At 38.1% G+C, this 14,246-nt stretch carries 14 protein-coding genes; 1 reads left to right on the forward strand and 13 read right to left on the reverse strand.

Annotation, left to right across the window (positions count from 1 at the left end):
- Positions 1–64 precede the first annotated feature (64 nt).
- The 11 genes from IGI67_RS25070 to IGI67_RS25120 form a co-directional block, all read right to left on the reverse strand.
- Entirely contained in the window at positions 65–1,105 is a 1,041-nt protein-coding gene (locus IGI67_RS25070) for a zinc-binding dehydrogenase (RefSeq protein ID WP_429959774.1), read from the reverse strand.
- Positions 1,106–1,148: 43 nt separating this feature from the next.
- Entirely contained in the window at positions 1,149–2,420 is a 1,272-nt protein-coding gene (locus IGI67_RS25075) for a PTS galactitol transporter subunit IIC (RefSeq protein WP_429959775.1), read from the reverse strand.
- A 23-nt stretch (positions 2,421–2,443) separates the two neighbouring features.
- Positions 2,444–2,737 carry a PTS sugar transporter subunit IIB gene (locus IGI67_RS25080; protein WP_429959776.1) on the reverse strand — a complete coding sequence of 98 codons (294 nt, stop codon included), beginning with the start codon at positions 2,735–2,737 and terminating at the stop codon, positions 2,444–2,446.
- A gap of 28 nt (positions 2,738–2,765) precedes the next feature.
- A complete protein-coding gene (locus IGI67_RS25085) occupies positions 2,766–3,173 on the reverse strand; it encodes a hypothetical protein (protein ID WP_429959777.1) in 408 nt (135 codons plus the stop codon).
- An 11-nt stretch (positions 3,174–3,184) separates the two neighbouring features.
- Positions 3,185–3,655 carry a PTS sugar transporter subunit IIA gene (locus IGI67_RS25090; protein ID WP_429959778.1) on the reverse strand — a complete coding sequence of 157 codons (471 nt, stop codon included), beginning with the start codon at positions 3,653–3,655 and terminating at the stop codon, positions 3,185–3,187.
- Positions 3,652–5,715, reverse strand: coding sequence for a BglG family transcription antiterminator (locus tag IGI67_RS25095; RefSeq protein WP_429959779.1), 2,064 nt, complete (start codon positions 5,713–5,715; stop codon positions 3,652–3,654). The genes IGI67_RS25090 and IGI67_RS25095 overlap by 4 nt, the downstream gene beginning before the upstream one ends.
- A 387-nt stretch (positions 5,716–6,102) precedes the next feature.
- Entirely contained in the window at positions 6,103–6,504 is a 402-nt protein-coding gene (locus tag IGI67_RS25100) for a PTS sugar transporter subunit IIA (RefSeq protein ID WP_429959780.1), read from the reverse strand.
- A gap of 55 nt (positions 6,505–6,559) precedes the next feature.
- Positions 6,560–7,759, reverse strand: coding sequence for a M20 family metallopeptidase (locus IGI67_RS25105; protein WP_429959781.1), 1,200 nt, complete (start codon positions 7,757–7,759; stop codon positions 6,560–6,562).
- A 13-nt stretch (positions 7,760–7,772) separates the two neighbouring features.
- Complete coding sequence (locus IGI67_RS25110; RefSeq protein WP_429959782.1) at positions 7,773–8,603, reverse strand: PTS system mannose/fructose/sorbose family transporter subunit IID; 831 nt, start codon at positions 8,601–8,603, stop codon at positions 7,773–7,775.
- Positions 8,603–9,358, reverse strand: coding sequence for a PTS mannose/fructose/sorbose/N-acetylgalactosamine transporter subunit IIC (locus IGI67_RS25115; RefSeq protein WP_429959783.1), 756 nt, complete (start codon positions 9,356–9,358; stop codon positions 8,603–8,605). Before IGI67_RS25115 ends, IGI67_RS25110 begins: the two co-directional genes overlap by 1 nt.
- Positions 9,359–9,371: 13 nt before the next feature.
- Complete coding sequence (locus tag IGI67_RS25120; RefSeq protein WP_429959784.1) at positions 9,372–9,854, reverse strand: PTS sugar transporter subunit IIB; 483 nt, start codon at positions 9,852–9,854, stop codon at positions 9,372–9,374.
- 176 nt (positions 9,855–10,030) lie between these two features.
- Between IGI67_RS25120 and IGI67_RS25125 the strand changes: the two genes are divergently transcribed.
- Positions 10,031–10,864, forward strand: a complete 834-nt coding sequence (locus IGI67_RS25125; protein ID WP_429959785.1) for a MurR/RpiR family transcriptional regulator — start codon at positions 10,031–10,033, stop codon at positions 10,862–10,864.
- A gap of 162 nt (positions 10,865–11,026) precedes the next feature.
- Here the strand turns inward: IGI67_RS25125 and IGI67_RS25130 are convergent, their stop codons facing one another.
- Positions 11,027–12,271 (reverse strand): L-lactate MFS transporter, encoded by a 1,245-nt coding sequence (locus IGI67_RS25130; protein WP_429959786.1) that lies wholly within the window; start codon positions 12,269–12,271, stop codon positions 11,027–11,029.
- A 13-nt stretch (positions 12,272–12,284) separates the two neighbouring features.
- The gene (locus tag IGI67_RS25135; protein ID WP_429959787.1) at positions 12,285–14,231 is read right to left on the reverse strand and encodes an FAD-dependent oxidoreductase; all 1,947 of its coding nucleotides are present in this window, start codon (positions 14,229–14,231) and stop codon (positions 12,285–12,287) included.
- Between the last annotated feature and the right edge of the window lie 15 nt (positions 14,232–14,246).

The raw sequence follows: 14,246 nt of genomic DNA on the forward strand, positions 1-14,246 counted from the left end.
CCCTCCATATTTTAAAAAACGATAATTTATTTATGTCTACTAAAAAGTTCCTCTAAAACTCAATTTAGTTCATCCAAGGCTTAATCAACACTTTATTTGCCTTCCCACTCTTCATTAACTGGATCGCATCGTACAATTGACTCAATGGCATGATTTCTGAAATATAGCGAGAAGCATCAATTCTGCCTGAAACAATAGTGTCAAAAGCTTCCTTTACTTGGATCGTATTTGAACCATAATGGCCGTACACCCAAATGCTATTATAATGAAGGAAGTTTGTATCAATAGGTGTCATTTCCCCTTTTGGAACGCCGCCAAAAAATACCAAGGTACCGTTTGGCCGAACCATGTAAACGGCTTGAGTTTGTGCTTTAGTAGAAGGATTTGCCGAAATGACGACATGAGCCCCTTGTCCATCAGTCAGCTTTTTCACTTCTTCTACTGCATCAACTTTTAAGCTGTTGATTGTATGGTCAACTCCGAACGCTTTAGACTCTGCCAGTCTTTGATCGTTAATTTCAACCATAATTACTTTATTTGCTCCACGTATTTTGGCCAATTCTGCCTGAAGGCATCCAATCGGACCAGCTCCGACAATGACTATCGTCTGTCCAATTTGAACCTTTACATTATCCAAGCAAGCGTATACTGACGATAACGGTTCTGCCATCACTGCTGTTTCAAACAATACTGCTTCTGGAATTTTATAGATATTCGGTCCATTTACTCCCCACGATGGCACAGCCATATATTGAGCAAAGCCGCCTTGGATTCTGTCATAAGCCTTCAAATTTTTACAGCTGTGACTATTCCCAGCGCGACAATACTCACACTCTAGACAAGGTACTGCAGGATAGACATATAACCGATCACCTACTTTGAACTTTGTACACTTTTCACCGATTTCTGAGACTGTCCCTACAACTTCATGACCATAAATATGAGGATAGTCCCCTTTCCTTGAATCAGTGGTCACATTTCTTATATCAGAACCGCATAAGCCGATTACCTCGACCTTCAAGAGCAATCCCTCTTCGTCATAATCGGGCTTTTTAATTTCCTCAATCCGGATATCATTTGCTCCATACATCAATGCTGCTTTCATTAAATATTCCTCCAATTTCTAGTGTTTTTTCTATTTAGGACGCTTAGAAAACTCCTCCAATTGCCTTGAATAAAGCATATATAATCCATGTGTACCACTGAGAACCAACCGCTAATGAAGTAACCATCTCAGTGTCAGCCGGCATCTCATATCCCACTTGTGTCGCTAGCTGAGTGACGATCGGTGCCGCATAAGTAGCACAGTACAAGATAATCGCTGTAAAAATCACCCCTGTAACAAGTCCACGGAATAAATTCCCTTTTGAAGGCACAATCGCAAATATCATAAAATATGGTAACGCTGTCAAATCGGCTAAGGGTAAAACTTTATTCCCTGGCAAGATAAACGCCAGGATAAGAGCGACAGGAATCATCAATAATCCTGTTGTTAAGACATACGGATGCCCAATTCCCAAAGCTGAATCTAATCCAATATATAATTCTCGACCTTCAAATCTTTTTTGCATCCACTCCTGCGCTGATTCAGAAATCAACATCAAACCGTCCATTAATAAAGCGACCATTCTAGGCATTAGGACTAAACTTGCAGCTATTGTCACCGCTGTTTGCAAAATTTGATCTAAAGGCATTTTTGCTGCTGTAGCTAAGATTCCTCCAACAAACAAACCGATTAACATTGGTTCACCGAAAATACCCAGCTTGCTTTGGACTTTTTCTGGTGTCCAAGAAATATTTTTAATACCCGGAATTCGATCAAGTAACCAATTTAAAGGATAGCCGATTAAAGCCCAGCCGCTTGACTGAATTTGTGGAAACGAAATACCTTCTAATCCCAAAACTTCATCTAAATCTTTTTGTGTCCAGTCAGCAATCTTAAACACAATCGCCATATTGATCACTGCACTTAACAGCGCTAGAATCATGCTTTTAGTCGTTAAATATAGCGCGCCAGCAATCATCATGGAGTGCCAGAAATTCCAAATGTCCACATCCATAGTTTTTGTCCAATTCAACAAAATCATGACTACATTCGTTGCTATAACTGTGATAAATACGAATGGAACAATCTGTGTTCCCCAAGCTAAGGACGAACCAACTCCCCAACCAATATCGGTAGCAACTAAATGAAAATTATAGTTCTCCACTAATGCTTTAGTTACAGGGCTGATCGCAGACGTCATCAAAGTCGCAATTACATTCAGCCCAACAAATCCGACCCCAACAGTCAAACCAGATTTGAAGGATGCTGAAAACTTATTTCCAAATATTAATCCCAACACCGTAATGATAAGAGGCATCATTACACTAACCCCTAAATTGACAATGTACTGAAAAAAATCAAAAATTGCAGTCATCTTTTTTCCTCCTATTTACATACTTACTGTTTTAGAATTGAAATAATCTGATCGATCGTTTCTTGCTTTTTGATCCCTGTTAAGAATGAACGCCCCATCACCACTGGTACGTCTTTAACATCTGTTGGGATTTGAGCGGAGCTAACGATTAAATCTGGCTTTAGAGTCGCTACTTTTGAAGAAATTTGTTGCACGGTACATTGTTCTAGCGTATACGGAATCTTATTTGCTTCAACCGCTTCCTTTACCTTCTTGGAAATGACCGTTGAAGTCGCAATCCCAGATCCGCAACACACATAAATTCGTTTTTTTTCCATAATATATTCCTCCTAAATTAATTGTTGGCTACAGTTGTTCGGCAATTAGTGTAAAACAATCTTTTTCATTCATCTTTTTTCTATTTGAATTATAAAAAAGTTTTTGCTCTGTTCCGGTCATTTTCGCTGCTGGCTTTACCCAAAATTCATTGTGCGTGGGTACTAAAATATACTGTGGTAAGTTCTTTCGATATCTTAACCATCCTTGGTATAACTCCTCAATTGAACGATTCTTTAACTCGGTACTCTTTAAATAGCTGTACATTTTCTTAGGCATGTAATGGGACCAAATTACTTTCGCATATAGTATGATTCCCCCATAAATCAGAAACATTGAAAGAAAGAACCATTTATTATTTTGGATTAATTCAACGATCATTCGTCCGAATGAGCCCAGATTAAAATACAGAACTCTATCAAGAATGGGTGCTAACATTTTTATCACTCCTATGATATTTGTTCAGAAAACTCCTGAATCGTTTTGATAATTTCCTTTGGATTGTTTCCGGTAACCAGTTTCTTCATAATCGAATCATTTTGAATCAGGTCAATAAAAACTTGTAAGACTTCCAACTGATCCTCCGCCTTTTTTAGCGCCAACATAAAAATTACTTCAACTTGTACCACTTCATCGCTCGTTCCCATCTGAATAAATGGGAGCTTCTTTTCTAAAAGAGCAATTGCCACAGCAGGTTCATTCACGTGAATACTGTCTGTATGAGGAATAGCAACTCCAAATTTTTCGGTTTCCAAGCCTGTTGGGAAAGCCTCTTCTCTTTCTAAAACGGCATCTTTATATGATGCTTTCACATGCTTATTCACAATTAATAAATCAGAAAGTTCACTTAATACTTCAGATTTAGTTTTGGCTTTAGAGAAAATCACTAAATCTTCTCTAACTAGTTCTTCAACATTCATTTGTCTTCCTCACCTTCACCAATATTTAGACAGTTTAATAGCTCATGCGATGTATTGCTTTTTTTCATAGTTTTTAATATTTTTTTATTTTCTGCGATACTCATTATTTCAAAAAGGGCATTAATATGGCTCTCTTGATTTATAGGAGCGATAATAAATACGAAATGGACAAGACAGTCTCTTGAAAAATTTACGCCATCCTTGACATACAGTAGGGAGACGGCTAAATCCTTTACACCTTCCTCTGGTCGAGCGTGAGGGATAGCTACTTCATCACCCAAAACAATATAAGAATCATCGATATCGTGCGAATCAATCATGGTCTGTATATAATTGGATGTAATCTGCTTTTTTGCTAGAAGCGGTTGGCTTCCTTTAATAATCGCTTCTTGATAGTTCTCCACACTTTCAACAACCTGAACAGCTTCAATCGATAAAAGATCTAGTAAACGATGTTCTGAATTTGGCGCATGATCCCGTTGGTGATTTTCTCTTGTTTGAAATACGTCCACTAATTTTTTTTCAAGGGATGATCGATCCTGAACAACGGTGTATTCCTCTACAGCCGACATGATTCTTTGCAATAAAGCGTCGATTTCTTGATGTGTTCCTCCATCCATTTCTCTTAGGACATGACTTTTTAAAAGTCTCAATTCATATTGACTCATAATCGGCTTTACAATAAATAGCTTCTCCACCCCTTTTATGGGGACTGTTGAAAATACTACATCTACTTGATTTTTGATTTTCGAAAAACTTCTCAATGAGCATGGAGGTAAGAAGGTAAACTCTGGAAAAATTTTTTGTAAAAAAGTATTAAGTGTTTGGGAAATTAGAACACCGCTTTTACAAACGACGACCGCCTGATATTCTTTACGTCCTTTTTTTACTTCCGATAAAGCACTCAAAACAAACATTGTAATAAATAAGAATTCATCATCTGGGATCGTCTCGCCAATAAATTCCTGAAGCGGTTGAAAAGCTTCTAGAATAATTTCCTTAAAAGCATAGTATTTCGGATCAATTTGAATATCTTCAATTTCCATTCTCAAATTCAAGTGATACCTCATCCGATAGAAAGCAGGTTTCATGTGCAAGATCATTCGTTCCTTTAAATGCTGCTTATCCGTCAAGGTGACGCAAGCTTTCTTTTCAAAAGAGGTTAAACAATCCTCAATAATTATTGATAATTGTTGAGAAAGCTCTTCCGTCAAAATGTCTCCCGAGATAATATTCGTCGTTAACAGCTGCAAGGTAATGAATAGTTTCTCTTGATCAGGAAACTCTGCCCACTCTTCAAACATTTCACTTGCCACGGCATATTCCTTTGTGTCTGCTAACATACTATTATTGATTTGAAATGATTCTTGTATGGTGTACCCATTCGTTATTCGATAAGCAATGATTGCAAGAATATAGGGCAGTACTTCTATTTGCTCATCTGAAAATTTGACCTTAAGTGTTTCTTCCGCATCCTCTAAAATCTCATGAAAGTTAGCTATTTCATCACTGATGGACTCTGTAAAAGTCTTTAATAACTGATCTCCATTGGGTATTTTTCTCAATTCGTCAATCGTCTCTATCAATAATTTTCTTAAATCCCACTCATTTCCCGATAGATCATATCCAAGTGTACGAGAATACGAAAGCTTGATTTCATTTGGTAATTCCTTTTTTAGGTAGCGTAATGATCTTAAAACAGTATTCTTACTGATTTGCAAATCAATCATAAAGTGATCAAGAGACAAGTAACTAGGTTTTGTAAAAATGATTAGAAGAATAATGTTGCATCGGTCTTTTTCAGTGTAAAAAGAAGCCGTAGATTTCTCAGAAATTTTGTCCTCCTTAAAATGGGCTAGCAGCTCTGGAGACAAATAGAAAAAACCATTTCTTGTTCGCATTAGTTCTGGAAAATTTAACTCCTCACACCAGCTATTGATTTTCTTGATACTATAGTTCAGTTGATTTCGAGTAATATCAAACTCGTTCATTAATGTTCGACTATCAACTTGAGAATGATAAACCAGATAATTTAGAATCCGCTCACTTCGTTTATCCATTTCAATCATCCTTTCCTGTAATTTTTATTTCTAGCATTCATCCTCTCTTAGTTATCAATTGAGCTCACCCATAGTATAGGTCATTTACAGATTTTAAAGTATCCGCTTTCATCCCCATTTTTAAGCAATCCAATCAACAACATGATGCTAGTCGATTCTAACTATAGTTTAAACTAATATCAAACCGTTATTTTAAAAAAATACTCAAGTTCTAGAAAGTTTATTTTGAAGTTTAAAAAATCACAAAAAGCACATAAACAGACAAGCTGTTTATGTGCTTTCAAAAATTCAAATAATTGTTCTTTTATTTTGCGTATCAGAGAATTCTCATAGCGTAATTTTCACTAGGATATATCTGATAAAGTTTAAAAATTAATGAAATATCTTCTAGCTTTTATTGGCTAAAAACCTTTTTGTTACATCAAAAATATTGTCTCTAGTTGTATCAATTAGTGTCTCACTATTGAATCCTTCAGAAAGACTTAGCTGATTATACAACTCAATAAACATTGGTAAATTAAGTCCACAGACGATTTCAATGTTTCGATTTTCTGACAATCTCAATGCAGTATTGCACGGACTTCCTCCAAACAAATCGACTAAGCAGACAATATCCTTCTTAATTTCTGATATCTCCTCTATGACTTTTTTATAAAATGCTTCGCCAGAATCTTCTGGCAATAAGGAAATCGCAGAAACATTCTCAAAATCCCCAATAATCATTTGCGCCGACCTTAATAGACTATCACCAAAGTCTCCATGAGTTAAAATAAGGATATGATTGTTCATTTTTTCCTCCAATTCTCGTTACAGATTTTACTAATATAGATAGAAATACATATGTTTATCTTGGTTTTGTGTCTATAATCAAGCTATCCTTTCGCTCATTTTTTGCCTGAACTAGTATTTGAGGATCTAAAAAACACTCGATAATTGTTTGACTCATGGCCTTTGCTGAGCGCTCGATTGCATTATGACTTATCGGTTGGATTGCCAACCTCTCATACTCTGGAGTATGAAGTGATACTCTAGTAGGATTCAAGCTGAAATATGGATTTGCTGTTGGCATAATTTGACTAACATTTCCAAAGTCAGTTGAGCCAAAATCATCTGGAAATCCAGATAAAACTTCTTCATCCACATCTTCCAAAGCCGAACGACAAATGTTTCCTAATGTATGGCTAAATGTTCTTGCCGCATACCCTTTCTCCTCGGTGATGTCCACTTCACATCCTGTCGCTAAAGCTGCTGCTTCAATACATTTTTTGACCCTTTCCACTAAACTAATCATCTCGAGTTCTTCCATGCAGCGAACACTGTACTCAATTTTGGTATAGTCTGGTATCACATTACTAGCAGTTCCTCCCTCAACGATATACCCGGACATTCGAACATCCGACGTTACTTGTTGACGCAAAAATCCAATGGCATTAAAAAAAAGATTTGCTGCATCCAATGCATTAATTCCTTTAAATGGTTGGCTAGCTGCATGAGCAGATTTACCAAAAAACTCAATCGTAAATGAATAGGTAGTTGTACACCTCCCAGCAATCCGCGTGGTTCCAGAGGTCGGATGAACCATTATAGAAGCGTCTACATCAACAAAAGCTCCAGCTTCTATTAATTTTATTTTTCCACCTCCGCCTTCTTCAGCAGGTGTCCCAATAATCGAAATTTTTCCAGAGATATCGTGATCTTCCATTGCTTTTTTTGTTGCTAGAAAGGCTCCAACTGCAGAAGTACAAATAATATTGTGCCCACATGCATGACCTAATTTTGGCAATGCATCATATTCTGCTAATACAGCGATGTGATTTTTTCCCTCTCCGTGCGTATATGATGCTTTAAAAGAAGTCGCTAATTCACAAAATGGACGCTCAACTTGATTCCCTTTTGTTTCTAAATAGTCACTTATTTTTTTTACCGCCTTAAATTCTTTATACCCCAATTCTGGATGTTTATGGATATACTCGCTAATCTGAATTAATTCAGACTTATTTGAATCTACATTTTGGTAGATAGTTTTTTTTACATTTGATTGCATGACTTTCCTCCCACTAAAATAATCCTACTAAGGCCCCTAATAAAGAAAAAACTAAAACCCCTAACAAAATCGTAGTGTACTTAACATTCTTTTTCTTAATTAAGTAATAGAGGATAAATACTGCAGCTATTGGTAGTAGTCCAGGCAATATTTGATCAACATAGGATTGGACTGTTGTTTTCTCACCATTTACGATTAAAAATGGTGTTAATTCCATCTTAACGTATTGGGAAGATAGTATACCCATCATGAACATCCCTAAAATACTAGACGCCATAATAAATTGATTGATGCGACCGTCCTTAAGTACTTGAAGGATACTTTTACGTCCTACCTTATAACCTAAGTGCCACAAGTAATAACTAATTGAAGAAGTGATTAGACTTACTACAACAAACGGACCTAACCCGGCAATCCAACTTCCTGCTGAAGCTAAAGGTAAAAATAGCCCAATTACGATTGGACGAATGGTTCCCCAGTCAACAGTATCTCCGATTCCAGCTAAAGGGCCCATAAATCCTGTCTTCAAACCAGTAATCATATCATCAGAAATATCTTCACCTTTTGCTCTTTCCTCTTCCATCGCTATTACAATGCCGTGAATCAAACTTCCCCAAATTCCTTCAGTATTAAAAAAAGTCAAATGACGTTTTAAAGCCAAACTCAATTGTTCGTCATCTTTATATAGTTTTTTTAAAATTGGTGCAAGACAGCCAACAAAGGAAAGGCTTTGTAATCGTTCAAAAGAATTTGACAACTCACAAGTTCCTAACCACATCATCCAAGAACGTCGAATATCCTTTTTCGTTAACAACTTATCTGTGTTTACTTGATGCTCGCTCATTATAATATCCCCGCTTCCTCAGATGTATTTGATTTCGTGAATGTTATATGCAAGAAGGCTAAAAACATTCCTAATAATGCAAAGGCAATCGTATTAACTTGTTGTGCATATTGGAATAAGAAAAAGCCCAAAATGAAGTATGGGAGAATTCCCTTTTTACCAATTACAGAAATTGTAATTGCAAAACCTAGTGCTGGAAGAATACCACCAGCGACTTGAAGTCCTGTCATGATCCAATCTGGAATAATGTTCATGAAGCTTTTAACAGCACTCGGTCCGAGATATATCGCGATTGCTACGGGAATGATATAAATGAAAATAAGTGATAAGGTGGGATATAAGAAATGAGCACGCATAATTCCCTTGACGTCAGCCTTTTCTGCATAATTATCAGCCATGTGAACCCACGCCGCATTGACTGTTCTACGAATATAATCCAATAATACTCCCAATAACCCCACTGGGACAGCTAAAGTAACTGCCACCTCTGGAGACAAATTAGTTTGAATTGCAATTGGCAGAGCTATAAAGGTAGCCAACACTTGATCTGTTGGAATATTGCCGCCCGGCTGAATGACACCCATATAAATTGCTTGGATCGCAGCGCCAATAATCATTGCTTGAGGAACATCACCTAATACAATCCCAATCAGTAATGCTCCAAACAAAGGAATATTTTTAGGCCAAGTGTACAAAATACCCATACGGCAAAAACAGAATAGAACACCAAGAATTATTGCTTGAACAATAGTCATACTCTTTTCCCTCCTATCTGAACTTATTTTGAATATCTGCTAAAGTAATTTCCTTTTCTTCTGGAACTGTCTGAAGATAAATACTGACTCCTTTTGCAGTCAAACCTTTTAAGTCTTCATACTCTTCTTTTGTCAATGTAATATTTTTGAACACAACCACTCGGTTTGGGCCTCCTCCAATCCCTCCAATCTGAACCTTTTTAATCATTGTATTCGCTTTCATTCCTTTGAGTAGCATTGGAATATTCTTAAAGAGAATAATGGAATTTTTTAAAGGTCTGTCATGCAAGAAACCCTCAACCTCATCCACTGATTTAACAATCAGGTTTACGCCATTTGGTGCAGCCATTTGAAAAACTTCAATCATAAACTCATCTTTAGACAACTCATCGTCGAAAATAATTACTTCTTTCGCATTCACTTGACCGATCCAGCGTGTTACAACTTGGCCATGCAACAAACGGCTATCTACTCTTACTAAACCTACTTCTGACATATTCAATCCCTCCTAAAATTTAACGAATTTATTCATTGGTGAAACTGTGTTATACTAAAAATGAAATTTTTTTATTTTTCACACCTCAGAATAAATATATTTTTATTATATAGAATTTTTTCGAAAAGTAAAATTATTTTTTCGAATTATTTCGATTTTCATTTAGGAGGGTATTTATGATTTACTTAGAGAGTGTTATTCAAACAAACTATCCAACAATGACAAAAAAAGAAAAGAAAATTGCCGATTACCTTTTGCACAGTCCCGAGGAAGCTAAAAACAAGACGATATCAGAGATTTCCGAAATTTGTGGAGTAGCGGAATCTACAGTCTTTTTATTTTCTAAAAAAATAGGTCTTTCTGGTTTTAAGGAGTTGACTGTTCTTTTATCAAATAATTCAAAGAAGAAAATTTTTGAAGGTATTTACGAGGAAGACAGTATTCAATCGATTACTGAAAAAGTTGTCGAGGTCTCGACGCAATCATTATCGACCACAGCTAGTCTCATTGACTACGAACAATTGCAACAAGCGGTTGATCTTTTAGTTAAAACAAAAAAAATTGTCTTCTTTGGACTTGGTGGTTCTGCACCAGTAGCTTTGGATGGTTTTCATAAGTTTTTGCGTTCCCCTTTAGATGTTGAATACAACTTGGATTATCATATGCAATTACTAAAAGCCAGCAAGCTCACACGTGAGAGTTGTGCGATTATTGTCTCTCATAGTGGAGAAAATTCGGATATTTTAAGGGTTACCGATATGTTAAATAAGAATGATGTACCAATTATTGCAATTACAAGTTTCAATAATACTTCTCTTGTAAAAGCATCAAACTATGCGTTAATAGCCACTACTGAAGAATTAAAATATAAGAATATGGGTATATACACAAGGCGGCTTGCTCAGATGCTCATCATGGATCTCCTGTTTACTTTAGTTATGACGACAGATGATACAAACTCTATTCCGAGTCTTGAAAAAATTCAGGAAGCTATCCATTCAACAAAATGATAATGGAGGAACTCAATCTTCCATGCCGAAATTATTGAACCCATCTACATTAAAATCGCTGAAAAAAAAACTGATGCATTATTAGTACTGTCTAGAGTATTGTTTTACAAGAAAACAAAAGGTCAGAAAAGACTGCCAAGCAGCAGTCTTTTCCGACCTTTTTTATGCTGTTTCTTCTATTGAAGCTGCCTTCTTTGTCATAATCTTATATAGTCCGCACAGAAGCAGCCCTATCCCACTTAGCCCTGCGGCGATTATGAATGCATTTTGATAGGAGCCTTCGCGCTGTAAAACACTCCGCATCACGGTTGGACCAAAATAACCAGCCAAGGCAAAGCCGATAAACATAATTCCATAGTTTACACTGTTGTTTTTTGCTCCAAACTGATCTGCTGTAAATCCTGGGAAAATCCCCATAAAAGCGCCAAAGCAAAGGCCGATGATCGAAATTCCTATATAAAACAAAGTAGTCGTTCCTTCACTGGTGAAAAAGAGTACCGTTACACCCGCGATAGAGAATGTACAAGCAATCATCAGCGTATTGATTCGTCCAATCCGATCCGATAAATAACCTGCGATTATTCGACCACAAGAATTAAACAGAGCTAAAATAGAAACTGCTGAACTGGCTGCTAAAATATCCATCCCAATCATTCCTTGTGCAATTCCTGCCGCCTGAGAAATTACCATCATTCCGCTAAAGGCACCACAGGTTAATAGAATGATCATCACATAAAAAATCGGTGATTTCATCATTTCCTGCCAGTTTTTTTCAACGCTTTCCACGCGAGCATGGTTTTCCTTTGGCTGCCAGCCTTCAGGTTTGAAATTTTCTGGAGGTCGTTTGACAAAGAAACTGCTGATGATTATCAACACCATAAAAACTCCACCAATCACCTTAAAGGCCGTCGGGGCACTTGATTTTTCAACAATCATAGTAACGATCGGAGAAATCACAACTGCGCTTAAGCCATAAACCGCGGTCGCGATCCCGCCAACTAATCCGCGTTTATCTGGAAAATATTTCACTACCGTAGAAATCGTACACCCATAAGCCATTCCTAATCCAAGGCCACTAACTAGCCCATAGCTAACAAGAAGAAAGCCGGTGCTGTTAGCAAAACCAGACAAAATCAAGCCGCCTGTAAACAGAATGCCTCCAACTAGAATCACATTTCTTGGTCCAAAGCGGTCATTGAACCATCCTCCTGTGATCATCGTAATCGGACCTACTGAATTCGCTACTGTATAGACCAACGCTAAATCGGCTGTTGTTACCAACGATCCCGAGAAAGAAGTTAAATAATCCGCCATCGGAGTAGCAAACACGCTCCACGAATAAATAGAACCTAAACAAAGATTAATCACACAACAAGCAATCAATATCAGCCATCTTTTCTTTTCCATCATAGTCGCCCTCCTAAATATCCATCGCAGCATGATAGCCTTGATAAACAGCTGTAGTGATGGTCGATGCCCGAACAACATCGCCAATCTCAACGACGAATGGTGCAGCATCCAAAAGTTCTTCTGCTACGCTTCTATTTGGTCGTTGACCAACCGCGACAACTACTGATTTCGCAGGGATTAATATCTCTTGGTTGGAAGGACTCAAACACCATAATCCTTCTGATGTGATTCTCACCCCTTGATGTTCTGTTTTTACATCTACTCCTTTTGCCAGCTCTTGAATTAGTAACGGTCGATGACGAACATTGGCATCCGGTGCTACTTCTTTTCTCATTTCGACAACGGTTACCATTTTGCCTTGGCGGGCAAAATGGATCGCTGCTTCACAGCCTGCCAGACCTCCACCTAAAATCACAACAGAATCTTTAATTGCATCCGGCTTTTTATGATAGTTATTGATCAATGTTACATTCGGTCCGTCAATCCCCTCAAGCTTTGGAAGGATCGGAGATGATCCAGCAGCAATAATTAACGCATCTGGCTGTTCTGCCTCAATATTCTGTTTGTTCGCTGCTGTATTTAGGCGAATATCAACTCCTAAATCACGCGCTTGTTTAGCAAAGGTTTGACCTAATTGATACATTTCATATTTGAAGGGAATCGCAGCTTCACAATTTAGAATACCGCCCAACTCAGCATCCTTTTCAAATAAGATGACTTGATGACCACGTTGCGCTGCTGTTTTTGCGGCTTCTAAACCGCCTGGCCCTCCACCAACTACCACGACCTTTTTCTTTACAGGTGCTGGATAAATATCGGTCCCCTCCAGCTCTCGCCCAATCAGTGGATTGACTGTACAGCGACGAGTAGTCGTTTCCGCACGCTCGGCCATACAAACAAAACAGCGAAGACAATGAACAATGTCTTGATCCTCATTTACCATTACTTTACGCGGTAAAAATGGGTCTGCCAAAAGCGCTCTCGCCATCTCTACTACATCGGCTTTCCCAGAAGCAATAATTTCCTCCATCTGCGCTGGATCATTCAGACCTCCGATTGTTGCGACGGGCTTTTTAACCTGTTTCTTGATTTCTGCCGCTAGAAAAACATTGGTTCCATGTTCGGTGAACATCGAGGGATGAGTGATTCCAAAAGTTCCTTGATACGTACCAGCTGATACATGAATCAAATCAACATATTCTTCGATTCTTTTAGCAATTTCTACACCTTCAGCAATATCATATCCGCCCTCAACAAATTCCGATCCGCTCATCCGAAATTCAATAGGAAAGCTTTCGCCAACTGCCGCTCTGACACTCTTCAGCACTTCCACCGCAAATCGGCAGCGGTTTTCCAAGCTTCCTCCGTAGTGATCCTCTCGTTTGTTAAAAAGCGGTGAAAGAAATTGATTGATCAACCAGCCATGTCCACCATGAACCATGACCATCTCAAAACCTGCCCGTTTTGCCAGCCCAGCTGCTTCACCGTAGGCTTGGACGATCTCGTTAATTTTCTCTTGTGTCAATGGCTGAACATGGACGCCATCAGCACGAACCGTTGGAGAAACTCCCCATTGAGTTAGTGACTTCTTCTTAGTCTTATCAGCCAGATAAGTGCCAGCAAATTGACCCGAATGAGATAATTCAACACTTGGAATTGATCCATGACGGCGAATCGCATCCGCTGTATAGGTTGCGCTTGCTAGAGATCCTGGGATACTCAAATCCAAATGATAGGCATGGGAACCATCTGTCTCGCCATGAACCATGACCTCAGATACTGTTACTGCCCCTGCTCCTCCCTTAGCCCTTAATTCATAAAAAGCTTTAGAGGCGGGACCAATACAGAAATCCGCGGTAATATCTGTTCCCCCCATCGGCGCAGAGAACATTCGATTCCTGAACATCACATTTCCGATCCTAATAGGTTTAGATAGATTTGGGAATTTACGTTTCATTTCTATTCGCTCCTG

It is taken from the genome of Enterococcus sp. AZ196 (assembly GCF_050498845.1).
Lineage (GTDB): Bacteria > Bacillota > Bacilli > Lactobacillales > Enterococcaceae > Enterococcus_A > Enterococcus_A murrayae.

What these genes read in the sequence shown, in the direction of transcription:
- IGI67_RS25125 (WP_429959785.1), top strand. Translation starts at nt 10,031, where the DNA reads ATGATTTACTTAGAGAGTGTTATTCAAACAAACTATCCAACAATGACA.
- IGI67_RS25075 (WP_429959775.1), bottom strand. Translation starts at nt 2,420, where the DNA reads ATGACTGCAATTTTTGATTTTTTTCAGTACATTGTCAATTTAGGGGTT.
- IGI67_RS25110 (WP_429959782.1), bottom strand. Translation starts at nt 8,603, where the DNA reads ATGAGCGAGCATCAAGTAAACACAGATAAGTTGTTAACGAAAAAGGAT.
- IGI67_RS25100 (WP_429959780.1), bottom strand. Translation starts at nt 6,504, where the DNA reads ATGAACAATCATATCCTTATTTTAACTCATGGAGACTTTGGTGATAGT.
- IGI67_RS25115 (WP_429959783.1), bottom strand. Translation starts at nt 9,358, where the DNA reads ATGACTATTGTTCAAGCAATAATTCTTGGTGTTCTATTCTGTTTTTGC.
- IGI67_RS25080 (WP_429959776.1), bottom strand. Translation starts at nt 2,737, where the DNA reads ATGGAAAAAAAACGAATTTATGTGTGTTGCGGATCTGGGATTGCGACT.
- IGI67_RS25105 (WP_429959781.1), bottom strand. Translation starts at nt 7,759, where the DNA reads ATGCAATCAAATGTAAAAAAAACTATCTACCAAAATGTAGATTCAAAT.
- IGI67_RS25095 (WP_429959779.1), bottom strand. Translation starts at nt 5,715, where the DNA reads ATGGATAAACGAAGTGAGCGGATTCTAAATTATCTGGTTTATCATTCT.
- IGI67_RS25090 (WP_429959778.1), bottom strand. Translation starts at nt 3,655, where the DNA reads ATGAATGTTGAAGAACTAGTTAGAGAAGATTTAGTGATTTTCTCTAAA.
- IGI67_RS25085 (WP_429959777.1), bottom strand. Translation starts at nt 3,173, where the DNA reads ATGTTAGCACCCATTCTTGATAGAGTTCTGTATTTTAATCTGGGCTCA.
- IGI67_RS25070 (WP_429959774.1), bottom strand. Translation starts at nt 1,105, where the DNA reads ATGAAAGCAGCATTGATGTATGGAGCAAATGATATCCGGATTGAGGAA.
- IGI67_RS25135 (WP_429959787.1), bottom strand. Translation starts at nt 14,231, where the DNA reads ATGAAACGTAAATTCCCAAATCTATCTAAACCTATTAGGATCGGAAAT.
- IGI67_RS25130 (WP_429959786.1), bottom strand. Translation starts at nt 12,271, where the DNA reads ATGGAAAAGAAAAGATGGCTGATATTGATTGCTTGTTGTGTGATTAAT.
- IGI67_RS25120 (WP_429959784.1), bottom strand. Translation starts at nt 9,854, where the DNA reads ATGTCAGAAGTAGGTTTAGTAAGAGTAGATAGCCGTTTGTTGCATGGC.